This is a genomic window from Streptomyces sp. NPDC051218 (genome assembly GCF_044455475.1).
In the GTDB taxonomy this organism is placed as follows: domain Bacteria; phylum Actinomycetota; class Actinomycetes; order Streptomycetales; family Streptomycetaceae; genus Streptomyces.
In genome coordinates this window covers 1202636-1222405 of the sequence record NZ_JBITEU010000001.1, presented here as the reverse complement: position 1 = coordinate 1222405, position 19770 = coordinate 1202636, and the positions used below count along the sequence as shown (strand labels likewise).

The window sequence follows — 19770 nt, the reverse complement described above, 5'->3', positions numbered from 1 at the left end:
CAGATCCGCAGCCGTAGCCCCACAACGCCGCGCCCCACAACGCCGCGCCCCACAACGCCGCGCCCCACAACGCCGCGCCCCGCAGCGCCACAAAGCCACAGCCCAGCCCCACAACCCCGCAGCCCCCCACCCCCCAGCCATCAAGCGCCGCCACCCACGAAGCCCCCCGCGTTCACCTGCCTGTTCACGTGGGTCTGCGAACATTCCCCGGTGGACAACCCGAATCCCCCGCACCCTCACCCCCCTCACCCTCCGCACCCGCACCCTCCCGCCCACCTGCTCGCCCAGGCCCCCGGCGCCCCCATCCGCTCCGGTATTCCCGAGCACGGCCGCATCCCGAAGTACTACGCGGTGAAGGCCAGGATCGCCGACCTCATTGAGGAGTTGGGGGACGGGCAGACGCTGCCGACCGAGCGGGATCTTGCCGTGCGGTACGAGGTGGCCCGGGAGACCGTGCGGCAGGCGCTGCGTGAGCTGTTGCTCGAAGGGCGGCTGCGGAGGCAAGGGCGCGGAACCGTCGTCGCCGGGCCCAAGCTGGAGCAGCCGCTGGCCCTCGCGAGCTACACGGAAGGCGTACGGCGCCAGGGGCGCATCCCCGGGCGGAATCTCATCTCCCTCGATCGGTTTCCCGCCCCGGCCGCCCTCGCCGCCGAGATCGGCGTCGAGCAGGGAGAGCCCGTGTGGCACATGGAGCGCGTGCTGCTCGCCGACGACGAGCGGGTGGGCCTGGAGAGTACGTACGTCTCCGTCGCCCGCGTCCCCGCGCTCGATCGCGAGTTCGAGCCCGATTCCTCCTTCTACGCCTACCTGCGCGACCAGCTCGGCATCTCCTTCGGCGACGCCGACGAACGCATCGAGACCGTCCTCGCCACCCCCCGCGAGGCCCTGCTCATCGGCACCCCTCCCGCGCTGCCCATGCTGCTGATACACCGCGTCTCGCGGGACACCGCGGGCCACCCCCTGGAGCGGGTCCGCACCCTCTACCGCGGCGACCGGTTCTCCTTCTCCACCCATCTGGGCAACAGCGGCGGTTGACCTCCTGCCGAACTCCCGAACTCCTGAACTCCCCTTCCCTGTGCGGCGATCGGGAAGAATGGTAACGGAACAATAACGGGTCTAGTCCAACCTTGGGTGGCAGTTCACCGTCCCGTTGCCATCAGGACCACGGCGGGTCACTCGTCCCCAGGAGCGTTGCCGCCGTGAGAGTCATCGTCGTAGGAGCCGGCGTGGTGGGAACCATGCACGCCTGGCACGCAGTGGAACGCGGCCACGAGGTCGTACAGATCGAGCGCGAGAGCGAGGCCCGAGGAGCCTCGCTGCGCAACTTCGGGCAGATATGGGTGAGCGGCCGCGCCGGGGGCGAGGAGCTGGACACCGCCCTGCGGGCCCGTGAACTGTGGGAGGAGATAGGCGCGCGGGTGGAGGGCCTCGGCTTCCGGGCCAACGGTTCCCTCACCCTCGTCCGCAACGAACGCGAGCGCGCGGTCGCCGAGGCCGCGCTCACCCGGCCCGACGCGGCGGCCCGCGGCTACAAGCTGCTCGACGCCGACGAGGCCCGTGCCCTCAACCCGGCGCTGCGGGGCGACTTCATCGCAGGGCTGTGGTGCGAGCGGGACGCGGCCGTCGAGCCGCGGACCGCTCAGCTCCGGCTGCGCGAGGCCCTTCGCGCCTCGCCCCGCTACACCTTCCTGCCCGGCCGCGAGGTCCGCGAAGTCGTCGGCGAGAACGCGGTGCGGGACGACCACGGTGACGTACACACCGGTGATGTCGTCGTGCTCGCCACCGGCGCCTGGCTCGGCGGTCTCGTGCGGGAGCTGGCCGGGCCCGACCTGCCCGTGCGGCGCGTACGGCTGCAGATGATGCAGACGGAAGCCCTCGGTGAGGAGCTCACCACCTCCGTCGCCGACTCCGACAGCTTCCGCTACTACCCGGCGTACAAGTCCGACGCCCTCGACGCGCTCAATGCCGGGCAGGCGCAGACGCCCACCGCCGCCGAGCACAAGATGCAGCTCCTGATGGTGCAGCGCAAGGACGGCGGCCTGACCATCGGCGACACCCACGAGTACGAGCACCCCTTCGCCTTCGACACCCTCGAAGACCCCTACGACCACCTGACCGAGGTCGTCGAGGGCTTCCTGGGCCGCCCGTTGCCGAAGATCAAAAGGCGCTGGGCCGGCGTGTACGCCCAGTGCGTCGACACGGCCCGCGTCGTGCACCGGCAGCAGGTCCGTGAGGGCGTGTGGCTGGTCACCGGGCCCGGCGGGCGCGGCATGACGTGTTCGCCCGCGATCGCGGAGAAGACCGCCGACGAGTTGGGATGGTGAGTGGAATGACCGCACGCAGCAGCAGCATCGGCCTCGTGGTCCTGGACATGGCGGGGACCACCGTCGCCGACGGAGGCCTCGTCGAGCAGGCCTTCGCGGCCGCCGCTCGGGAGCTCGGCGTCGAGCCCGGCTCGGCCGACCACGCCGAGAAGCTGGAGTATGTACGCGCCACCATGGGCGAGTCCAAGATCTCCGTCTTCCGGTATCTGTTCGGCGAGGAGGCCCTCGCCCAGCGGGCCAACGTGGCCTTCGAGAAGGCGTACGGGGAGCTGGTCGACGGCGGCCTGATCGCCCCGATCCCCGGCGCGCGGGAAGCCATCGAGGAGCTCAAGTCGGCCGGTCTGACCGTGGTGTTGTCCACCGGGTTCGCGCGGGTCACCCAGGACGCCATCCTCGGCGCCCTCGGCTGGCGGGACCTGGTCGAGCTGACCCTGTGCCCCGCCGACGCGGGCGGCCGCGGGCGGCCCTACCCGGACATGGTGCTCAGCGCCTTCCTGCGCACGGGCGCGGTGGACGACGTCCGGCAGGTCGCCGTCGTGGGCGACACGGCGTACGACATGAGGAGCGGGGTGCGGGCCGGGGCCGGTGTGGTCGCCGGGGTCCTCACCGGGGCGCACGACGCCGAGGCGCTACGGGGGGCCGGGGCCACCCACGTCCTTGGATCGGTCGTCGAACTCCCGGAGACACTCAGGGGTGTTGACGGATGAGCGGCAGCACCCCCACGCGCGTGCACAGCGGTATCCGCTTCGAGAACGTCTCGGTCGCCTACGGCAAGAACACCGTGCTCGACTCGCTCGACCTGACCGTCGAGCCCGGCGAGGTCATGGCCCTGCTCGGGCCATCGGGCTCGGGAAAGACGACCGCGCTGCGGGCCGTCGCCGGGTTCGTGCGGCCCGCGTCCGGGCGGGTGTTCATCGGGGAGCGCGATGTCACCGGCCTTCCGCCGCATCAGCGGGGCATCGGAATGGTGGTTCAGCAGTACGCGCTCTTCCCGCACATGCGGGTCGAGGAGAACGTCGCCTTCGGCATGAAGGCGCAGAAGGTCGCCAAGTCCGAGATCCCGGGGCGGGTCGCCGAGGCGCTCGAGATGACGGGGATGGCCTCGTACGCCAAGCGGTTTCCCCGGGAGCTCTCCGGAGGGCAGCAGCAACGCGTCGCCATCGCACGGGCGTTGGCCATCCGGCCGGGGGTGCTCCTGCTCGACGAGCCGCTTTCCGCGCTCGACGCGCAGTTGCGGTCGGGGATGCTGGGCGAACTCGCCCGGCTGCACCGGGAGTTGCCCGACGTCTCCATTCTGTACGTCACCCATGACCAGGTGGAGGCGCTGACCCTGGCGGATCGCATCGCCGTCATGGACAAGGCGCGCCTTCAGGACTGTGGCACGCCCCAGGAGCTTTACCGGGCGCCTCGGACCGAGTTCACGGCGTCCTTCGTGGGCAACGCGAATCTCCTCACGGTGCGGGTGGGTTCCGGCACCGTCTCGTTCGGTGGCGCCGACCTGAAGGTCGACACGGCGGACGCGGCGCCCGGCGCCACGGCCACGCTGTGCGTGCGGCCGCATCTGGTCGGCCTGGGGGAGGGCCCCAACGCCCTGACGGGCAGCGTCGCCGAGGTCCAATGGCGGGGGGCCACCCACCGGTTGTACGTCGATGTCGCCGGGCAGCGGGTGAAGGCGGACCTCCGGGAGCTGCGGACGCCGCCCGGTATCGGTGACGAGGTCACGCTGCACTTCGCGCCCGAAGACGGGGTGCTGCTGGGTGCGGGGGTGACCGATGGCTAGCGCCACGCTGACCGCACCCCGCGCGCAGAAGGGCAAGCCGCCCCTGAAGGTGCCGAGGTGGGTATGGGCCCTGCCCCCCATCGCTCTCCTCGCCCTCTTCTTCCTCTACCCCCTCGCCCTCGTCGTCCAGCAGTCCGTTCAGCCCGACACCGGCGGGACCTCCCTCCAGCCCTACTCCGACGTCTTCGCCTCCGACGCCTTCCGGGAGGCGCTCGGCACCACCGTGTGGCTGGCCGTCGGGTCCACCGTCGGGTGTCTCGTGCTCGGGTTCGCGCTCGCGCTGATCATCGCCTTCGTACCGTTCCCGGGAGGGAAAGCCGTCGCCAGGTTCATCGACGTCTTTCTCTCCTTTCCGTCGTTCCTGATCACCCTCGCCCTGCTGTTCCTCTACGGCACCAAGGGCATGGCCAACGGCATGTGGACGGACGCCACCGGGGCCGCCGAGGGGCCGTTCCAGTTCCTCACCACCCCGTGGGGGGTTCTCCTCGCCGAGATCACGTACTTCACGCCCTTCGTGATGCGCCCCCTGCTCGCCGCCTTCTCGCAGATCGACACCGCGCAGCTCGAAGTGGCGTCGAGCCTCGGGGCCAGGCCCGGCCGCGTCATCCGGCGGGTCATCCTGCCCGAGGCGCTGCCCGCCCTCGCCGCGGGCGGCAGCCTCGTACTCGTCATGTGTCTGAACGAGTTCGGGATCGTCCTCTTCACCGGAGCCAAGGGGGTCACGACCCTCCCGATGCTCGTGTACAGCAAGGCCATTCTCGAGTCCGACTATCCGGCGGCCTGTGTCGTCGCGGTGGTCAACATCGCGATCTCCGTGGGTCTTTACAGCCTCTACCGGGTGGTGAGCCGTCGTGTTGGTGCATAGCCGCAAGGGGAAGCTGGCCACCTGGGTCTTCTTCTTCGTCTTCTTCCTGCCTCTCTTCGCGCTGCCCCTCCTCGTGATCCTGGCCGCCTCGTTCTCCTCGCACTGGTCCGGCGCCTTTCCGTCCGGATTCACCACGGGGCACTACGAGTCCGCCACCCGAGGGGAATCGCTCAAGGCGCTCACCACCAGCCTGGTCACCGCCGTCAGCGCCAGCCTGCTCGCGCTGGCCGTCGGGTCCTGGGCCGCGCTCGCCGCGGCCTCGCTGAAGAACGTGGGCAAGCGGGTGCTCGACACCCTGTTCATGCTGCCGGTGGCCGTGCCCTCCGTCGTCGTCGGGCTCGCGATCCTCGTCGCGTTCAGCAAGCCGCCGATGATCCTCAACGGCACGCGCTGGATCGTGATCCTCGCGCACACCATTCTTGTCACGGCGTTCGCCTACCAGTCGGTTTCGGCTGCCATCGTGCGACTCGACCCGGCGTACGAACAGGCCGCCGCATCGCTCGGTGCCCAGCCCTCGTACGTCCTGTGGAGGGTGAAGCTGCCGCTCCTGCTGCCGTCGCTCACGGCGGCCGCGGGCCTGTGCTTCGCGCTCTCCATGGGCGAGCTGAGCGCCACGATGATGCTCTACCCGCCGGACTGGATGCCGCTGCCCGTGCAGATCTACGCGGCCACCGACCGCGGCTCCCTCTTCACCGGTGCCGCCGTCGCGGTGGTCCTGATGGCGGCGACGCTGCTCGTCCTCTTCGGCGTCTCCCGCATCCGCACCCGCGCCTCCTACCGCTGAGCCCCGACCTCATCCCCCAGGCTTCAAGGAGCACACAACGTCATGTCACGCCTTACCCGAGTCCGAGTCCGACACGTCCGCACGCTCGCCGCCGTCTCCGGCAGCCTCGTCCTCGCCGGGTCCCTCACCGCGTGCGGCGGCGAGTCCTCCGCGTCGAACGCGAAGGAGGTCACCGTCTACAGCGCCGACGGCCTCAAGGGTGAGAACGGCGACGGCTGGTACGACCAGGTCTTCAAGGACTTCGAGAAGAAGACCGGCATCAAGGTGAACTACGTCGAGGGCGGCTCCGGCGAGATGGTGCAGCGCGCCGTCCGCGAGAAGTCCAACACGCAGGCCGACGTCCTCATCACCCTGCCGCCGTTCATCCAGCAGGCCGACGAGAAGGGCCTGCTGCAGGCCTACAAGCCCAAGGGCTCCGACCAGGTCGACGGTGCCGACAAGGCGCCCGACGGCAAGTGGACCTCCGTGGTGAACAACTACTTCGGCTTCATCTACAACAAGAAGGAGCTCGGCGGCGGCAAGGCGCCCACGACGTGGGAGGACCTCACCAAGTCCGCGTACAAGGACAAGGTCCAGTACTCCACGCCCGGCGTCGCGGGTGACGGCACCGCCGTGCTCATCAAGGCGATGCACGACTTCGGCGGCAAGAAGCCCGCCATGGACTACCTGAAGAAGCTCCAGACGAACAACGTCGGCCCGTCCGCCTCCACCGGCAAGCTCGCGCCCAAGGTCGACAAGGGTGAACTCCTCGCCGCCAACGGCGACGTCCAGATGAACTACGCCCAGTCCAAGGACATGCCGAACCTCGGCCTCTGGTTCCCGGCCAAGGAGGGGGGCAAGCCCACCACCTTCGCGCTGCCCTACGCGGCCGGCCTGGTCAACAAGGCCCCGCACAACGCGAACGCCAAGAAGTTCCTCGACTACCTGCTCGGCCAGAAGGCCCAGCAGCAGGTCAGCGAGATCGGCGGCGGCTTCGCCGCGCGCAAGGACATCAAGGCCACCGACCCCAACGCGGTCGCCCTCGACAAGATCGTCGACGGGGTCGAGGTCTTCGAGCCGGACTGGTCCGACATCTCCAAGAACCTCCAGACGTATGTCGAGGACTGGAAGTCGGCGACCGGTAGCTGAGAGTTCACCGACGCACCGAGAGTTCACCGTCGACCCCTTGGCCCCGGGGGTTCGATAGCGAAAAGATAACGGGTATGGACCCAACGCCCCTGGTTCTCCAGGGGCGTTGGCGTGCGCCCGCCCTCACGAACGCCAGCCCCTCACGAACGCCAGCCCCCTACGCACCTCGGAGGACCACGTGTCGTCGCACGGCATATCCCGCCGCTCGCTCCTCGTCTCCACCGCCGCCATCGCGGTGGCCGCAGGACCACTCGCCGCCGTCGCGAGGGCCGCGGCCAAGACCCCCAAGGTCCTGGTCATCGGCCTGGACGGCGCCCTGCTCGGCAGGATCAAGGAGGCCGACGCGCCCGCGCTCAAGGGCCTGATGAGCGCGGGGCTCACCGCGCCGAGCAGCATCTACGCCAACCCGCTCGCGCCCACCTCGTCGGGCCCCGGCTGGTCGACGCTCATCACGGGCGTCTGGCCCGACAAGCACCGGGTCGTGAACAACGAGTTCACCGGCCACAACCTCGCCGCCTACCCGGACTTCATGACCCGGATCGAGGCCGCGAAGCCGAACCTGCGGACCTACGCGGTCTCGTCCTGGGCCCCGATCACCGACATCGTCTTCTCCGCGAAGGTCGACACCCGGGTCTCCACACCCAGCGCCGAGTACGACACCGGGACCACCGCCCGCGCCGTCGCCGAGATCAAGGGCGGCAACCCCGACGCGGTCTTCGTCCAGCTCGACAACATCGACCACGCGGGCCACGACAGCGGCGCCGCGAGCCAGGCCTATCTCGACGCGATCCACGGCGCGGACACCCAGGTCGGGCAGATCGTCGCCGCGGTCAAGTCCCGCGCCACGTACGGCGAAGAGGACTGGCTCATCATGATCACCGCCGACCACGGGCACACCGACGCCGGCGGCCACGGCGGCTCCAGCTGGCCCGAGCGCCAGACCTTCATGATCGCCACCGGTGGCGGGGTGACGGTGGGTTCGGTACGCCACGACATCCGCATGCCCGACATCGCCGCCAGCGCCCTCGCCCACCTCGGCGTCGCGATCGACCCGGCCTGGGGCCTGGACGGCCGCCCCGTGCAGCAGCCCACGCCGGACGCGTTCGACGCCCTGCGCGCCAAGCTGACCGGGCCCGTCGACGAGACCGGCATCGGCGCCGGAGTCATCGGCTTCACGCACACACCGCCGAGCGGCTGGAGCGTCGACAACTCCCGGATGGGCACGGGCGGCATCACCGAATGGCGCGGCTGGTCCTTCACCACGGACGAGTTCTGGACGAAGACCGAGCGCGACCAGCAGCGCGAGCTCAACATCCGCGCACGCAACGTCTTCGCGGTCGCGGACGGCGACGAGTGGACCGACAAGTCCTTCTCGGGGACCTTCGACTCGACGCTCGTCAGCCCCCCGTACGAGGTGCGGGGTGGCGCGCGGGCCACCCTCACCTACACGACGTACTACCGCCAGGAGGCCCCGCAGAAGGGCGAGGTGCTCGTCTCGTACGACGGAGGCGCCCCGGCCGTCGTGAAGACGTACACGGCGGACACCCCGTCCGTCGTCGAGAGCATCGCTCTCCAGGTCCCGGCAGGCGCCACCAAGGCCCAGGTCCGCTTCCGCTACACCGGCGGCAACAACTGGTACTGGGTGATCGACGGGGTCACGATCATCGCTTCCTGATTAGGGTGGGGGCGTCGGCACAGCGCTGTCCCGGCGCCCCAGCCAACCCGTACACCGCAGGAGTGCACCCCATGGCAGAGCGCAAGCCCATCGAATCGTGGCTCACCGACATGGACGGCGTGCTCATCCACGAGGGCGTTCCGATCCCCGGCGCCGACTCCTTCATCAAGAGGCTCCGTGAGTCCGGCAAGCCCTTCCTGGTCCTGACGAACAACTCGATCTACACCGCGCGCGACCTCCAGGCCCGGCTGAACCGCATGGGCCTCGAAGTGCCCGTCGAGAACATCTGGACCTCGGCGCTCGCCACCGCGAAGTTCCTGGACGACCAGCGCCCCGGCGGCACGGCCTACGTCATCGGCGAGGCGGGTCTCACCACCGCCCTGCACGACATCGGGTACGTCCTGACCGACCACGCCCCGGACTACGTGGTGCTCGGCGAGACCCGTACGTACTCCTTCGAGGCCATGACCAAGGCCGTACGGCTGATCAACGGCGGGGCCCGCTTCATCTGCACGAACCCCGACGAGACCGGGCCCTCCATGGAGGGCCCGCTGCCCGCGACCGGGGCCGTCGCCGCACTGATCACCAAGGCCACCGGCCGCAACCCCTACTTCGCCGGAAAGCCGAACCCGCTGATGATGCGGACCGGCCTGAACGCGATCGGGGCGCACTCCGAGACCAGCGCCATGATCGGCGACCGCATGGACACGGACATCCTCGCCGGTCTCGAGGCCGGGATGGAGACGTTCCTGGTGCTCACGGGCCTGACGAGCCGTGCGGACATCGACCAGCACCCGTTCCGTCCTTCCAACATCGTGGACTCCATCGCTGACCTGGTCGATCGCGTGTAGAACCACCCGTTTGCCGCACACGGGAGGCGTGAGCCGCCGCCGCGCGTGAACCTCGGAACAGGAGGTTCACGATGCGTAAAGGATCACTCACCTTGTGTGGCATAGCCGGGGCCGCTGTCCTCGCCGTGCTCCCGATGGCCGCCACGGCGCCCGCGTACGCCCATGACGAGGCCAAGGTGCACGCCACGGTCGCACCGGACACCGTGGCCGCCGGGGCGAAGGTGGAGATCAGCGTCACGGGCTGCGACGGCACGACCGGGTCCGCCGGGTCGGGGGCGTTCACGGGGGACGCGAAGCTCACCGGCAGGGACGGTGACAAGTACACCCTGAACGGCTCGGCCACCATCCGGGACGGCGTCGAGGGTACGCACGACGTCACCGTCGTCTGTGACGGCCACCCGCACCAGGGCGTGGGCACCTTGCGCGTCATCCAGCAGAACGCCGAACCCCCCAACCAGCAGAACGCCGAACCCCGCTCGCCGGTCCGCGCGGGCGGCGGCGGCTCCGCCGAGCTGGCCGCGCACGCCCAGGAGGCCGGCCCCGGCACCCGGCACGCGGTGATCGGCCTGGTCCTCGCAGGGGTGGCGGCCGTGGCCGTGGCCGTGCGCAGCGTGCGCCGGCGCCGCTCCGAGTGACGGGCGACGAGCGACATGGCAGGTCACGATGCGGACCATGAGAGGCCGACCGGGCACGGGCGCTTCCTCACCGGGATCGCCTGGGCGCTGGCGCTCGTAGGGCTCTGGCTGTGGGGCAGCGAGATCACCGACGTACGGGGCGGTGTCTCGGAGCCCACGAACGGCGACGTGGCGGCGGTCGGCCGGCCGTTCGCCGTCGAACTCCCGGACGCGCACGAACCGTTGGGCGCCGCGAGGCCGCTGCGCGTCGATGTCCCCTCGCTGCGGGTACGGGCTCCCGTGATCACCCGCGGGCTCGATCAGTACGGTGCCATCGATCCGCCGCCCTTCGAGCAGGCGGGCGCCGTCGGCTGGTACGGCGGCGGCACGCGCCCCGGCGCCGAGGGCACGTCCCTGTTCGTGGGCCACGTCGACACCGAGACGCGCCCCGCGGTCTTCTACGACCTCAGCGCGGTGCGCCCCGGCGAGAAGATCCGGGTGACCCGGGACGACGGCTCGGTCGCCGAGTTCACCGTGGACGACGTCCAGGTCATCAACAGGAAGCACTTCGACGCGAAGAAGGCGTACGGCCCCCATGAGGAGGGCCGCGCCGAGCTCCGTCTGATCACGTGCGGAGGCACGTTCGACCGGGCCACCGGGACGTACTCGGCGAACGTGGTGGTGTCCGCCTACCTCACCGGAGTGGGGTCGTAGGGCACGCAGGGGCGCATGGTCCCGGGATCGGGACAACCCGGCCCGGTCGGCGGCCCGCTCCCCCCGGAGCCGTCGACCGGGCTGGTCCTCGACCGCGCGCGCACGAGCTGCGGGAGTAACCCGGCGCCGACGCGGGAGGTTCGGTGGCCAACCCCGCTGTGCGGGATGGGCGATCAGGCCGGGGGCTTGGGCCGTTGAGATGACTGTAGAACGGATGAGAGCCGGAGCCTAGAGGTGGATTGACGCCAAGTCGTGAACCGCATCCACCCCGTGATCACCGCAGGTGGCGGCGGTTTACGGGGCGTACCTCAGGAAGACCCGGACCAACTGCCGCGCAGCGAGGCGTCATCGAGCGATCCCTTGATCACCTCGGTGGCGACCACGTCCATGACCAGCCGTTCTCTGCGTGCGTACCGCCGCAGCGCCTCGAAGGCCTCGTCCATCCCGGTGTGCCAGCGCTCGGCGAGTATGCCCTTGGCCTGTTCGATGCGTACGCGGCTGGTCAGGGCGGCCTGGAGCTGTGTGGCGAGGGTCCGGTACTCCGTGTAGGCGCGGTGGTTGTGCAGCCCCACCGAGGTGGCGTCGGCGATGGCCTGCGCCAGGCTCAGCTCACCGTTGGTGGCGTGCGGGCCCCGGGAACCCTCGGGCACGAAGACGTTGAGCGCCCCGAGCAGGGCCCCGCGCTGACGCAGCGGCACCGCGTACGTCACTCCGATGCCGTGGCGCCGGGCCAGGGCGGTGAACTCCGGCCAGGACCTGGCGGGTTCGGCCGCCGTGAGCCGCACCGGCGCCACGAGCCGCCCCGTGCCGAGGCTCTCCACGCAGGGCCCGCCGCTCTGCTGGGCACCGAGCAGGCCGAGCGCGAGGTCGCGGGGGTGCCCACCGGTGGCGAGCGCGGGGGTGCCGGGGGCGTCGAAGATGACGGCGGTGGCCGACGCGTCGAGCAGTTCCACGCAGTGGCCCGCGACCCGGTCGAGATAGCGCTCCGGGTCGAAGTCGTCGTCCAGGGTGTCCGTGGTCTCCACAAGCACGTGGGCCAGCCGTAGTTCAGAGATGCGATCCCGCATGGTCTCCTCCCCTACAGCGTCACCCCGCGCACTGCGCCTACCCCCTGGGCGCCGTGCTGTAACAGGTCTCCTACAGGTCTCCGCAGCCGACGGGCGGGCCTCGTGAGCCGGGAGTGCGTATGTCAGGATTGAGAATCGGACAGTGCACCCAAGGGGGAGTGGATGTACCACAAAGACACCGGCCGCGGTCATCGGACCGCGTCCCGGGGGGTGAAGGCTGCGGCGGCGTTTGCGGGGGCTGCGCTGCTGCTGTCGGGGTGCTCCTCCGATGACGGCTCGGGCGAGGAGGGGTCCTCGGGGCAGCCGGTCAAGCAGCAGCCCAAGGGCTCCGATCCGTACTGGGTCAACCCGGAGGGGAACGCGGCCAAGCAGGTCGCCACGTACGAGAAGGACGGCAAGAAGGACGACGCCGGGCTCATCCGGAAGATCGCCGAGCAGCCGGTCGCCGAATGGATCGTCCCGGAGAACGCGGAGGACCAGGCGCGCGGTTTCACCGAGGCCGCCCAGAAGGCCGACCGGGACGCCCTGTTGGTTCTCTACAACATCCCGCACCGCGACTGCGGTCAGTACTCGGGCGGTGGCGCGGCCGACGGCAACGAGTACAGGAAGTTCATCGACCAGGTCGCCAAGGGCATCGGCGACCGCAGGGCCACGGTCATCCTGGAGCCGGACGCCGTGCTCCACATGGTCGACAACTGCACGCCCGAGGAGTTCCACGAGGAGCGGTACGACCTCCTCAAGGGCGCCATCGGGAAGCTCAAGTCCCTGAAGAACACCAAGGTGTACCTCGACGCGGGCAACGCGGGCTGGAAGAACCCGGACTCGCTCTGGGAGCCCCTGAAGTGGTCGGGCGTCGAGCAGGCCGACGGCTTCTCGGTCAACGTCTCGAACTTCCAGACCACCGAGGCGAGCACGGAGTTCGGCAAGAAGCTCTCGGCGAAGATCGGCAACAAGCCGTTCGTCATCGACACCGCGCGCAACGGCAACGGTGCGTACACCAAGGGCAAGGACACCTGGTGCAACCCGCCGGGCCGCGCGCTGGGCGAGGCGCCGACCACCAAGACGGGCGACCCGCTGGTCGACGCGTACCTGTGGATCAAGCGGCCCGGTGAGTCCGACGGGACGTGCCGGGGTGGCCCCAAGGCGGGGGAGTGGTGGCCTGAGTACGCGCTGAAGCTGGCCGCGGGCGCCAAGTAGCGAAAAGCCGCAGTCGCAACTGCCGGGACCCCGGCAGTTGCGACTGCGGCTTTTCGCGCGCTGAGCGCGCAGTTCCCCGCGCCCCTTACGGGGCGCTACTTACGGCACGTGGACCCACTGCGCCTTGCTCGGTGTGCCCTGGTCGTCCGTGACGAACAGCATGTACCAGCCGGACTCCACCAGGCTCTTCTCCTTCGGGATCGTCACCGTGACGCCGCCCGCGGACTTCTTCAGGTCCAGCGCGACGGACGTCTGGTCGATGTCCGTGACGTGCGTCGAGGCGCTCGGCCTGATCAGGCGGGCCGTCTTGATGGACGAGGCGTGCTGGGTCTTGTAGGTCCCGGACCCGCCCCGCTTGATCTCCTCCGGGCCGCCGGTGAGCGTGGGCTGCGAGCCCTGGTAGAGATACGGCGGGGTGTAGATCTCGATGCGCTGCTCGAACTCGCCCGGCTTGGTGTTGGCCTTGTCGGAGTAGAGCGAGTCGGAGCCGAAGAACATCACGCGGCCGTCGGGCAGCAGGATCGAGCCCGAGTGGTAGTTGCGCCCGACCTCCGGGTCCGCGACCCGCCGCATGTCGCCGGTCTTGGCGTCGTAGATCCGCGCCTGCTTGATGTTCGAGTCACCGCGGCCGCGGTAGTCCTCGGAGCCGCCGGATATCAGCACCGTGTCGTCGGGCAGGGTCGAGGCCTGCGGGTAACGCGTGCCCTTCTCCAGCTCGGGGCCGTCGGTGAACTTCGGGTCGTCGTCCAGGAGGTCGACGATGCGGGTCTTCTTGCTGGACTTCTTGGACTCGCCGACACCACCGCCGCCGACGACCATGTACTTCTGGTCCTGCGCGGGCGGCAGTTCGACCGTGTTGGAGGTCTCGAGGAGATTGGGGTCGCTCATCCCCGGGATCCCCTTCCAGCTGCCCTTCTTCTCCAGGTCCCAGGTGCCGGGCTTGCGGCCGACGTCATCGGGGCCGTAGCCCGCGTTCGAGCCCGAGTAGAAGAGCCTGCCGCTCTCCAGCTGGAACACGGCGGGGTAGGTGGGGAACTGGCGGACCTGCTTGGTGTAGGTCCACTTCTTCGTCTTGGGGTCGTAGATCTCGTTCTTGCCCGGGACCAGCTGGCCGATCTCGTCGAGGCCGGAGAGGCTGAGCACCTTGCCGTCCGAGAGCGTGGTCAGCGTGGGGTACCAGCGGGCCTCGTTCATCGGGTCGACCTTGATGTACTTCTCGGCGACCGGGTCGAACTCGAAGGCGTCCTTGATCCCCTGGAAGTCCTTCTTGTCCAGGGCGAGCTTCTGCGCGATGCCGTACGTGTTGCGGGTGGCGGCGCCGCTCAGGCCCTGCACGCGGTAGTTGTCCTGCGTCCCCGTCTCGTACTTCGTGCCGCTCTTCTGCGCCTCCACGTACACCCGGCCCAGGCCCGGTTCATTGCGTACGAAGGCGCCGGTCTGCTTGTCGAAGACCTTCTTCGCGCGCTCGACGACCACCGGGTCCTTGGAGACGAACGTCTTGCCGTTCTTCTTGCCGGTGAACTTCGTGCCCGCGGGCAGCGTGATCGGCTTGTCCGGGTCTTCGTTGTGCACCACCATCAGGCCGCCGGCCTTGGTGATGTCGCCCTTGAGCTTCTCGTAGCGCTGCGTGCCGCCCGCGATCAGGAGATTGCCGTTCGCGAGCTGGGTGTGGCCGGTGCAGAAGAGGTCGACGGGCGTCTTGATCTTCTTGATCGTGTTCTTGACCGGGTCCCACAGGCGGGTGTCGAACTTCTTGGCGTCGAAGTTCTTCTGGTTGTTGCCGGAGCCGGCGACCAGGAGGATCTTGCCGGTGTGCAGGAGCGCCGCGTGGATCGTGTTCTGGCGGTACTCCTCGGGGAAGTTCACGACCTGCCAGTGGCCGTTGTCGGCCTTGTACTCCGGCTTGTTGATCTTGTAGTCGTGGTACTTCTCCGAACCCACGCGCCACAGCCACGGGCCGTTCATCCCGGCCAGCGCTATGACCACCGCCGCGCCTATCGCGATGCGGCGGGCGCGGCGGCGGCTGGAGCGGTCCTTCATTTCTTACGTCCCCCAAGGGCGATCTGCATGGTCTGGTCGTTCGCTGCCCAGCTGGGCTTCTGCTGCGGCGCGTGCGGCGCGTGCGGAGGCTGGTGTGCCTGCGGCAGCTGCGCCGTGGAGTCACGCTGCTGCGGCACCATCGGGTCCCCGCCGCCAGGTGGCGGCCCCGAAGCTCCGGACCCGTGCTGGGACTTGCGCTTCTTCTTGTCCTGCCGCATCCCCCAGCGCCAGGCGAAGATCGGCGCCGCCGTGATGAGCAGGGCGAACGTGGCCCAGATGATCATCGCCGGGTGGACGTGGTCGAACACGAACGCGGCGGCCATCGAGCCGGCGAAGACCAGGATGAAGAACAGGTGGATCCGGAACGTGCCGAACAGGGTGTCCGGGCTCGCCGAATCGCCCTTGGGGGTCACCACGAACTTGCTCTTGCGGCGCAGCACGGCGTCGAGCAGGGAGCGTGCGTAGACCGGCGCGGAGAGGGCCGACATCACCATGCCCGCGATCCCGCCGGAGCCCTCGGGCTCGTGCGGCGAGACGTTGTGGCGGCGGTTCCAGATGTAGAGGCCGATCTGGAGCGCCGATGCGTTGCCGTACAACATCAGCCAGATCGTCGGGTCGATGTTCACGCCCGATGCGCCCATGCCGAGGAACAGCGCGCAGGAGAGCGCGGCCAGGATCCAGTTCATGGCGGACATCGGGTAGAAGATGACCATCATCGTGTAGTTGAAGAGGCGGCCCGGCGGCAGCGAGAACGGCGCCTTCCAGAACTGCTTGAGGATGGTCTCGTACGTTCCCCGTGACCAGCGCAGCTGCTGTGTGAAGAAGTCCGTCCAGGCGTTGGGGCCCTCACCGACCGCGAGGACGTCCGGGGTGTAGACCGACTTCCACTTCTTGCCGGTCCTCGGGTTCGTGGCGCGGTGGATCTCGAAGCCGGTCGCCATGTCCTCGGTGATCGAGTCGTACAGACCACCGATCTGCTTCAGGGCGCTGATGCGTACGGCGTTGCTCGTGCCGACGAACATGGGGGAGCCGTAGGCGTTGCCCGCGCGCTGGATCAGCGCGTGGAAGAGGAACTGCTGGGACTCGGCGGCCTTGGTGATGAAGTTGTCGTAGTTGCCGTAGACCTGCGGGCCGATGACGAAGCCGACGTTCTCGTCGCGGAAGAAGCCGAGCATCCGCTCGAGGTAGTTGGGCATCGGGACGTGGTCGGTGTCGACCGATGCGAAGTAGTCGTAGTCGTCGCCGTGCGCGTCCAGCCAGGCGTTGTAGTTGCCGTGCTTGGTCTTGGCGCGGTGCGGGCCCTTGCTCATGTTCCACTTCGCTATCCCCTTGCGGGAGAAGTGGTGCACGCCGAGCCGCTGGCAGACCTCCTTGACGGCGGGGTCGTCGCCCTCGTCGAGGAGCCATACGTGCATCAGACCGCGGTGGCGGATCTTGACCGCCGCCTCCAGCGTCTTCGTGACCATCTCAAGGGGTTCCTTGCCGGGCACGAAGGAGGTGAGGAAGGCGACGCGGGTGCCGGTCTCGGGCACCACGGGTATCGGGTCACGGGCTACGAGCGTGGCGTGCGCGTTCGACAGCACGTTCATGCAGCGGAAGAACTCGATCAGGCCGATGGATATGAGCATGACGATGTCGAGCGTGGGCAGCCAGTCGTTGGCGACGTAGTCACGCTTCGTCCAGTGCGTCGGCTGGAGCAGCCAGGCCAGCAGCACGAGGGAGAGCAGCGGCGCCGCTCCCAGCATCAGCGCGGCTCTGATCCGGTGCGGTTCCTGCGAGAGCAGGGAGCGGTACTGCACCTTGTACGGCTTGGTCGGATCGGGCTGCGTCAGTGGCCCCGCGAGACGGCTGTAGTGCTCGTAGTCGTACCTCGGCAAGGCTTTCTTGATACGCCGGAACCCGCCTGTCCGGTGCGATGGCACCCGCAGCTGAGTCGTCTCTGACGGGTCGTTCGGCCGGGCGCCCGTCGGCGTCGACGTCATGAGTCATCCCCCCGCACGCGGTCGTCCGCGTGTTCGTTGGTCTTTCCGTCCGACTCGGTCCCCCGACCTTCACGGACGCATCAGTGGCAGGCCACCGTCCCCTTAGACATGGAACAGCTACCTTCCGGTTGCATGATGCCCCCCTCGGCATCCAATCGTTAACGGGACCCCCCGGTCCCCATCCCCGTCCGGGCTTCGGGCGGGCCCCCAACTGCCCCGCACCGCCTGCCTCATGGGAGCCAATGGCTCCAGCACAAGGTTCTACGCCCTTTGCCATGATCGCAAGGGCGAAACAAGGGGTTTACCGGTCATACGAGCGATTTGAGTTGCCTGTTGGGACAGGAGCGCTCAATCGCGTTCGAATATTACCGAAGTGTTCCCGTATCGCCCGCTCGGCCCGGAGCACATCGCCGGACCGGACCGCGTCGAGGATCTCCCGGTGCTGGCGGCAGGTGACCTTGGGGTCCTGCGGAACGTCGACCAGATCGGTACGTACCTTGTGGAAGGCGTCCCAGAACGCTTCCAGGACCTCGCCGAGCAGCGGATTGCGCAGACAGCGGTAAAGAGTGGCGTGAAACGCTCGGTCGGTTTCGGTGCGCACGGCGCCCGGCCGTTCACCTCCACCGTCGTCCGCCGCCTCGGTGTCCATCCGGTCCACGAGGGCGTCGAGTTCGGCCAGGTCCGCGGCGGGGATACGGCCGGCGAGGCGCGCGATGAGCCCGGTCTCCACGGCCTCCCTGAGCTCCAGGAGCTGGAGCAGGCTGTCCTCGCCGCGGTAGTGGCCGGCCACTGTGCGGAAGGTGAGGCCCTCGATCATGGGGGCCATCGACATGGGTCCGACATAGGTGCCGAAACCGTGCCGGATCTCCACGATGCCCATCGCCTGCAACGCCTTGAGGGCTTCTCGCACGGAGTTCCGACTGACGCCGAGGTGTTCCATCAGTTCGGGCTCGGTCGGCAGAGAGGCCCCGGAGGGCAGTCGCTGGTCGATGATGAGCTTCTTGATCCGCTCCTGTATGTCGCGCGCCATGGCGCAACGGTAGCGGTAACTCCACCGGGGGCAGCACGACGAAAGCCCCCCGTGTGAACGGAGGGCTTTCGCTGTCTGTGCGCCGCCAGGGACTCGAACCCCGGACCCGCTGATTAAGAGTCAGCTGCTCTAACCAACTGAGCTAGCGGCGCCTGCTGACCTGGAGAACTCTACCGGATGCCGACGGGTGCTCCGGACCACCGCGGCCCCGCGCGGGGTGCCTCCGCGCATTGCCCCGGGGCGGACCGGGGGAGGGCCCGGGAGCCCGAATGCGGACGCCTCCATCATTCGGACCGTCAACATGCGATATCACCGGACAGTTGAGAAGCTGACGACTGTGCAGATGCGACGCAGGCATTCTTTCCTGGAGTGTGAGGGGAATCGCATGGACGTTGCTCCGGTATTCGAGGAATTCGACCCGGAGAGCGACTGCGACTGCCCCGGATGTATTCACAGGCGACGAGCCATGACCCACGCACTCCCCGTACGGCAAGGCGGTCACCCGGCGGCGCACGGCGCGCGGCGCGCCCTGGTCATCGCAGCGGCGGCGGGCACCGTGCTCGGCGGCGGCCAGGTGCTTCCCGCGGTGGCGACTCCGGGCATCCAGGGCGCTCCGGCGGACGAGGACCCGGGGGCGAAGGACCCCGCCCCCGACAGCCCGCAGGGCCACACGAGCGCACTGCACGGTGCGCCGGGCTCCCCGGGCCCCGTGGCGTCGGCGGCGCCGGCCACGACGCGGGCCGAGATCATGGCCCGCGCCAAGAAGTGGGTCGCGGCGAAGGTGCCGTACAGCATGAGCGCGTACTGGTCCGACGGATACCGGCAGGACTGCTCGGGCTATGTGTCCATGGCCTGGAATCTCGGCACCAATGAATGGACGGGCAGCCTTTCCTCGTTCGCCGTACGCATTACGAAGAGCGATCTGCAGCCCGGCGACATCCTTCTCTTCCATAATCCGGCGAACCCCGAGAAGGGGTCGCACGTCACGATTTTCGGCGGCTGGGCGAACACCGCGGGCACGCAGTACATCGCGTACGAACAGGCCCGCCCGCACGCCCGGAAGCAGACGACTCCCTATGCCTATTGGAGCAATGCGAACCGCTATCTGGCGTACCGCTACAAACAGGTGACGAGCTCTACGCCGGGCGGCAAGGGGCCGGCGACCGCGACGCGCTACCCCGGAGCGGGATCGTTCGGCCCCGGCGCCAACAACAAGTACGTCACGCAGCTCGGCAAGGCGCTGATCGGGCGGGGCGGCGCGCGCTTCTACACGACAGGGCCCGGCCCGCGCTGGAGCGAGGCCGACCGCAGGGCCACCCAGGCGTTCCAGCTGGCGCAGGGCTGGACCGGCCGTGACGCGGACGGCCTGCCGGGCCCCGCCACCTGGTCGTACCTGATGACGGGCAAGGGCCGTGACATCCCCCGCGCGGGTGCGGCCCCCCAGGCCGGGGCGCCCGCCTACCCCGGCAGGGGAGTGTTCCGCCCCGGCCGGCCGAGCCCGTCGGTGGAGAAGCTCGGCAGGCAGCTGGTGAAGAAGGGCTACGGCAAGCACTACGCACAGGGTCCTGGACCGCTCTGGAGCGAGAGCGACCGCCGCAACGTCGAGGCGTTCCAGCGGGCGCAGGGCTGGCGGGGCGCGGCGGCGGACGGCTTCCCCGGCCCCGAGACCTGGCGGCGGTTGTTCGCATGAACCGGGTTGTGGATGGCGCCGGGGGGCGA

At 69.1% G+C, this 19770-nt stretch carries 17 protein-coding genes and 1 tRNA gene; 13 read left to right on the top strand and 5 right to left on the bottom strand.

Annotated elements, in window-relative coordinates; all coding sequences use genetic code 11:
- Positions 1 to 276 precede the first annotated feature (276 nt).
- The 11 genes from ACIBCK_RS05495 to ACIBCK_RS05445 all read left to right on the top strand — a co-directional run bounded on the left by ACIBCK_RS05495 (position 277) and on the right by ACIBCK_RS05445 (position 10735).
- Positions 277 to 1035, top strand: a complete 759-nt coding sequence (locus tag ACIBCK_RS05495) for a GntR family transcriptional regulator (RefSeq protein WP_399387272.1) — start codon at positions 277 to 279, stop codon at positions 1033 to 1035.
- Between the two features lie 164 nt (positions 1036 to 1199).
- Entirely contained in the window at positions 1200 to 2324 is a 1125-nt protein-coding gene (locus ACIBCK_RS05490) for a TIGR03364 family FAD-dependent oxidoreductase (RefSeq protein WP_399386909.1), read from the top strand.
- Positions 2325 to 2329: 5 nt separating this feature from the next.
- Positions 2330 to 3031, top strand: coding sequence for a phosphonatase-like hydrolase (locus ACIBCK_RS05485; protein WP_399386907.1), 702 nt, complete (start codon positions 2330 to 2332; stop codon positions 3029 to 3031).
- The gene (locus ACIBCK_RS05480) at positions 3028 to 4104 is read left to right on the top strand and encodes an ABC transporter ATP-binding protein (protein WP_399386906.1); all 1077 of its coding nucleotides are present in this window, start codon (positions 3028 to 3030) and stop codon (positions 4102 to 4104) included. Before ACIBCK_RS05485 ends, ACIBCK_RS05480 begins: the two co-directional genes overlap by 4 nt.
- The gene (locus tag ACIBCK_RS05475) at positions 4097 to 4969 is read left to right on the top strand and encodes a 2-aminoethylphosphonate ABC transporter permease subunit (protein WP_399386904.1); all 873 of its coding nucleotides are present in this window, start codon (positions 4097 to 4099) and stop codon (positions 4967 to 4969) included. Before ACIBCK_RS05480 ends, ACIBCK_RS05475 begins: the two co-directional genes overlap by 8 nt.
- Positions 4956 to 5753 (top strand): ABC transporter permease, encoded by a 798-nt coding sequence (locus tag ACIBCK_RS05470; protein ID WP_399386901.1) that lies wholly within the window; start codon positions 4956 to 4958, stop codon positions 5751 to 5753. The genes ACIBCK_RS05475 and ACIBCK_RS05470 overlap by 14 nt, the downstream gene beginning before the upstream one ends.
- A gap of 42 nt (positions 5754 to 5795) precedes the next feature.
- Positions 5796 to 6881, top strand: coding sequence for a 2-aminoethylphosphonate ABC transporter substrate-binding protein (locus ACIBCK_RS05465; protein WP_399386899.1), 1086 nt, complete (start codon positions 5796 to 5798; stop codon positions 6879 to 6881).
- A gap of 178 nt (positions 6882 to 7059) precedes the next feature.
- Entirely contained in the window at positions 7060 to 8556 is a 1497-nt protein-coding gene (locus ACIBCK_RS05460) for an alkaline phosphatase family protein (protein WP_399386896.1), read from the top strand.
- A gap of 71 nt (positions 8557 to 8627) precedes the next feature.
- Positions 8628 to 9407 carry an HAD-IIA family hydrolase gene (locus ACIBCK_RS05455; protein ID WP_399386894.1) on the top strand — a complete coding sequence of 260 codons (780 nt, stop codon included), beginning with the start codon at positions 8628 to 8630 and terminating at the stop codon, positions 9405 to 9407.
- Between the two features lie 71 nt (positions 9408 to 9478).
- Positions 9479 to 10042 carry a hypothetical protein gene (locus ACIBCK_RS05450; protein WP_399386893.1) on the top strand — a complete coding sequence of 188 codons (564 nt, stop codon included), beginning with the start codon at positions 9479 to 9481 and terminating at the stop codon, positions 10040 to 10042.
- 15 nt (positions 10043 to 10057) lie between these two features.
- On the top strand, positions 10058 to 10735 hold the full coding sequence (locus ACIBCK_RS05445; RefSeq protein WP_399386891.1) for a class F sortase: 678 nt from the start codon (positions 10058 to 10060) through the stop codon (positions 10733 to 10735).
- 308 nt (positions 10736 to 11043) lie between these two features.
- On the opposite strand, the gene ACIBCK_RS05440 is transcribed toward ACIBCK_RS05445, so the two are convergent.
- The gene (locus tag ACIBCK_RS05440) at positions 11044 to 11802 is read right to left on the bottom strand and encodes an ANTAR domain-containing protein (protein WP_399386890.1); all 759 of its coding nucleotides are present in this window, start codon (positions 11800 to 11802) and stop codon (positions 11044 to 11046) included.
- Between the two features lie 162 nt (positions 11803 to 11964).
- Here ACIBCK_RS05440 and ACIBCK_RS05435 point away from each other — a divergent pair, with 162 nt between their 5' ends.
- The gene (locus ACIBCK_RS05435; RefSeq protein WP_399386887.1) at positions 11965 to 12999 is read left to right on the top strand and encodes a glycoside hydrolase family 6 protein; all 1035 of its coding nucleotides are present in this window, start codon (positions 11965 to 11967) and stop codon (positions 12997 to 12999) included.
- Positions 13000 to 13098: 99 nt separating this feature from the next.
- On the opposite strand, the gene ACIBCK_RS05430 is transcribed toward ACIBCK_RS05435, so the two are convergent.
- From ACIBCK_RS05430 to ACIBCK_RS05415, 4 genes are all read right to left on the bottom strand, one after another.
- Positions 13099 to 15039, bottom strand: a complete 1941-nt coding sequence (locus ACIBCK_RS05430) for a galactose oxidase-like domain-containing protein (RefSeq protein ID WP_399386885.1) — start codon at positions 15037 to 15039, stop codon at positions 13099 to 13101.
- On the bottom strand, positions 15036 to 17021 hold the full coding sequence (locus ACIBCK_RS05425; RefSeq protein WP_399386883.1) for a glycosyltransferase family 2 protein: 1986 nt from the start codon (positions 17019 to 17021) through the stop codon (positions 15036 to 15038). Before ACIBCK_RS05425 ends, ACIBCK_RS05430 begins: the two co-directional genes overlap by 4 nt.
- Before the next feature lie 301 nt (positions 17022 to 17322).
- A complete protein-coding gene (locus ACIBCK_RS05420) occupies positions 17323 to 18051 on the bottom strand; it encodes a FadR/GntR family transcriptional regulator (RefSeq protein ID WP_399386881.1) in 729 nt (242 codons plus the stop codon).
- 78 nt (positions 18052 to 18129) lie between these two features.
- Positions 18130 to 18203 (bottom strand) — tRNA-Lys (locus ACIBCK_RS05415).
- Positions 18204 to 18436: 233 nt separating this feature from the next.
- On the opposite strand from ACIBCK_RS05415, the gene ACIBCK_RS05410 reads away from it, so the two are divergent.
- A complete protein-coding gene (locus ACIBCK_RS05410) occupies positions 18437 to 19741 on the top strand; it encodes a peptidoglycan-binding protein (protein ID WP_399386879.1) in 1305 nt (434 codons plus the stop codon).
- Positions 19742 to 19770 lie beyond the last annotated feature (29 nt).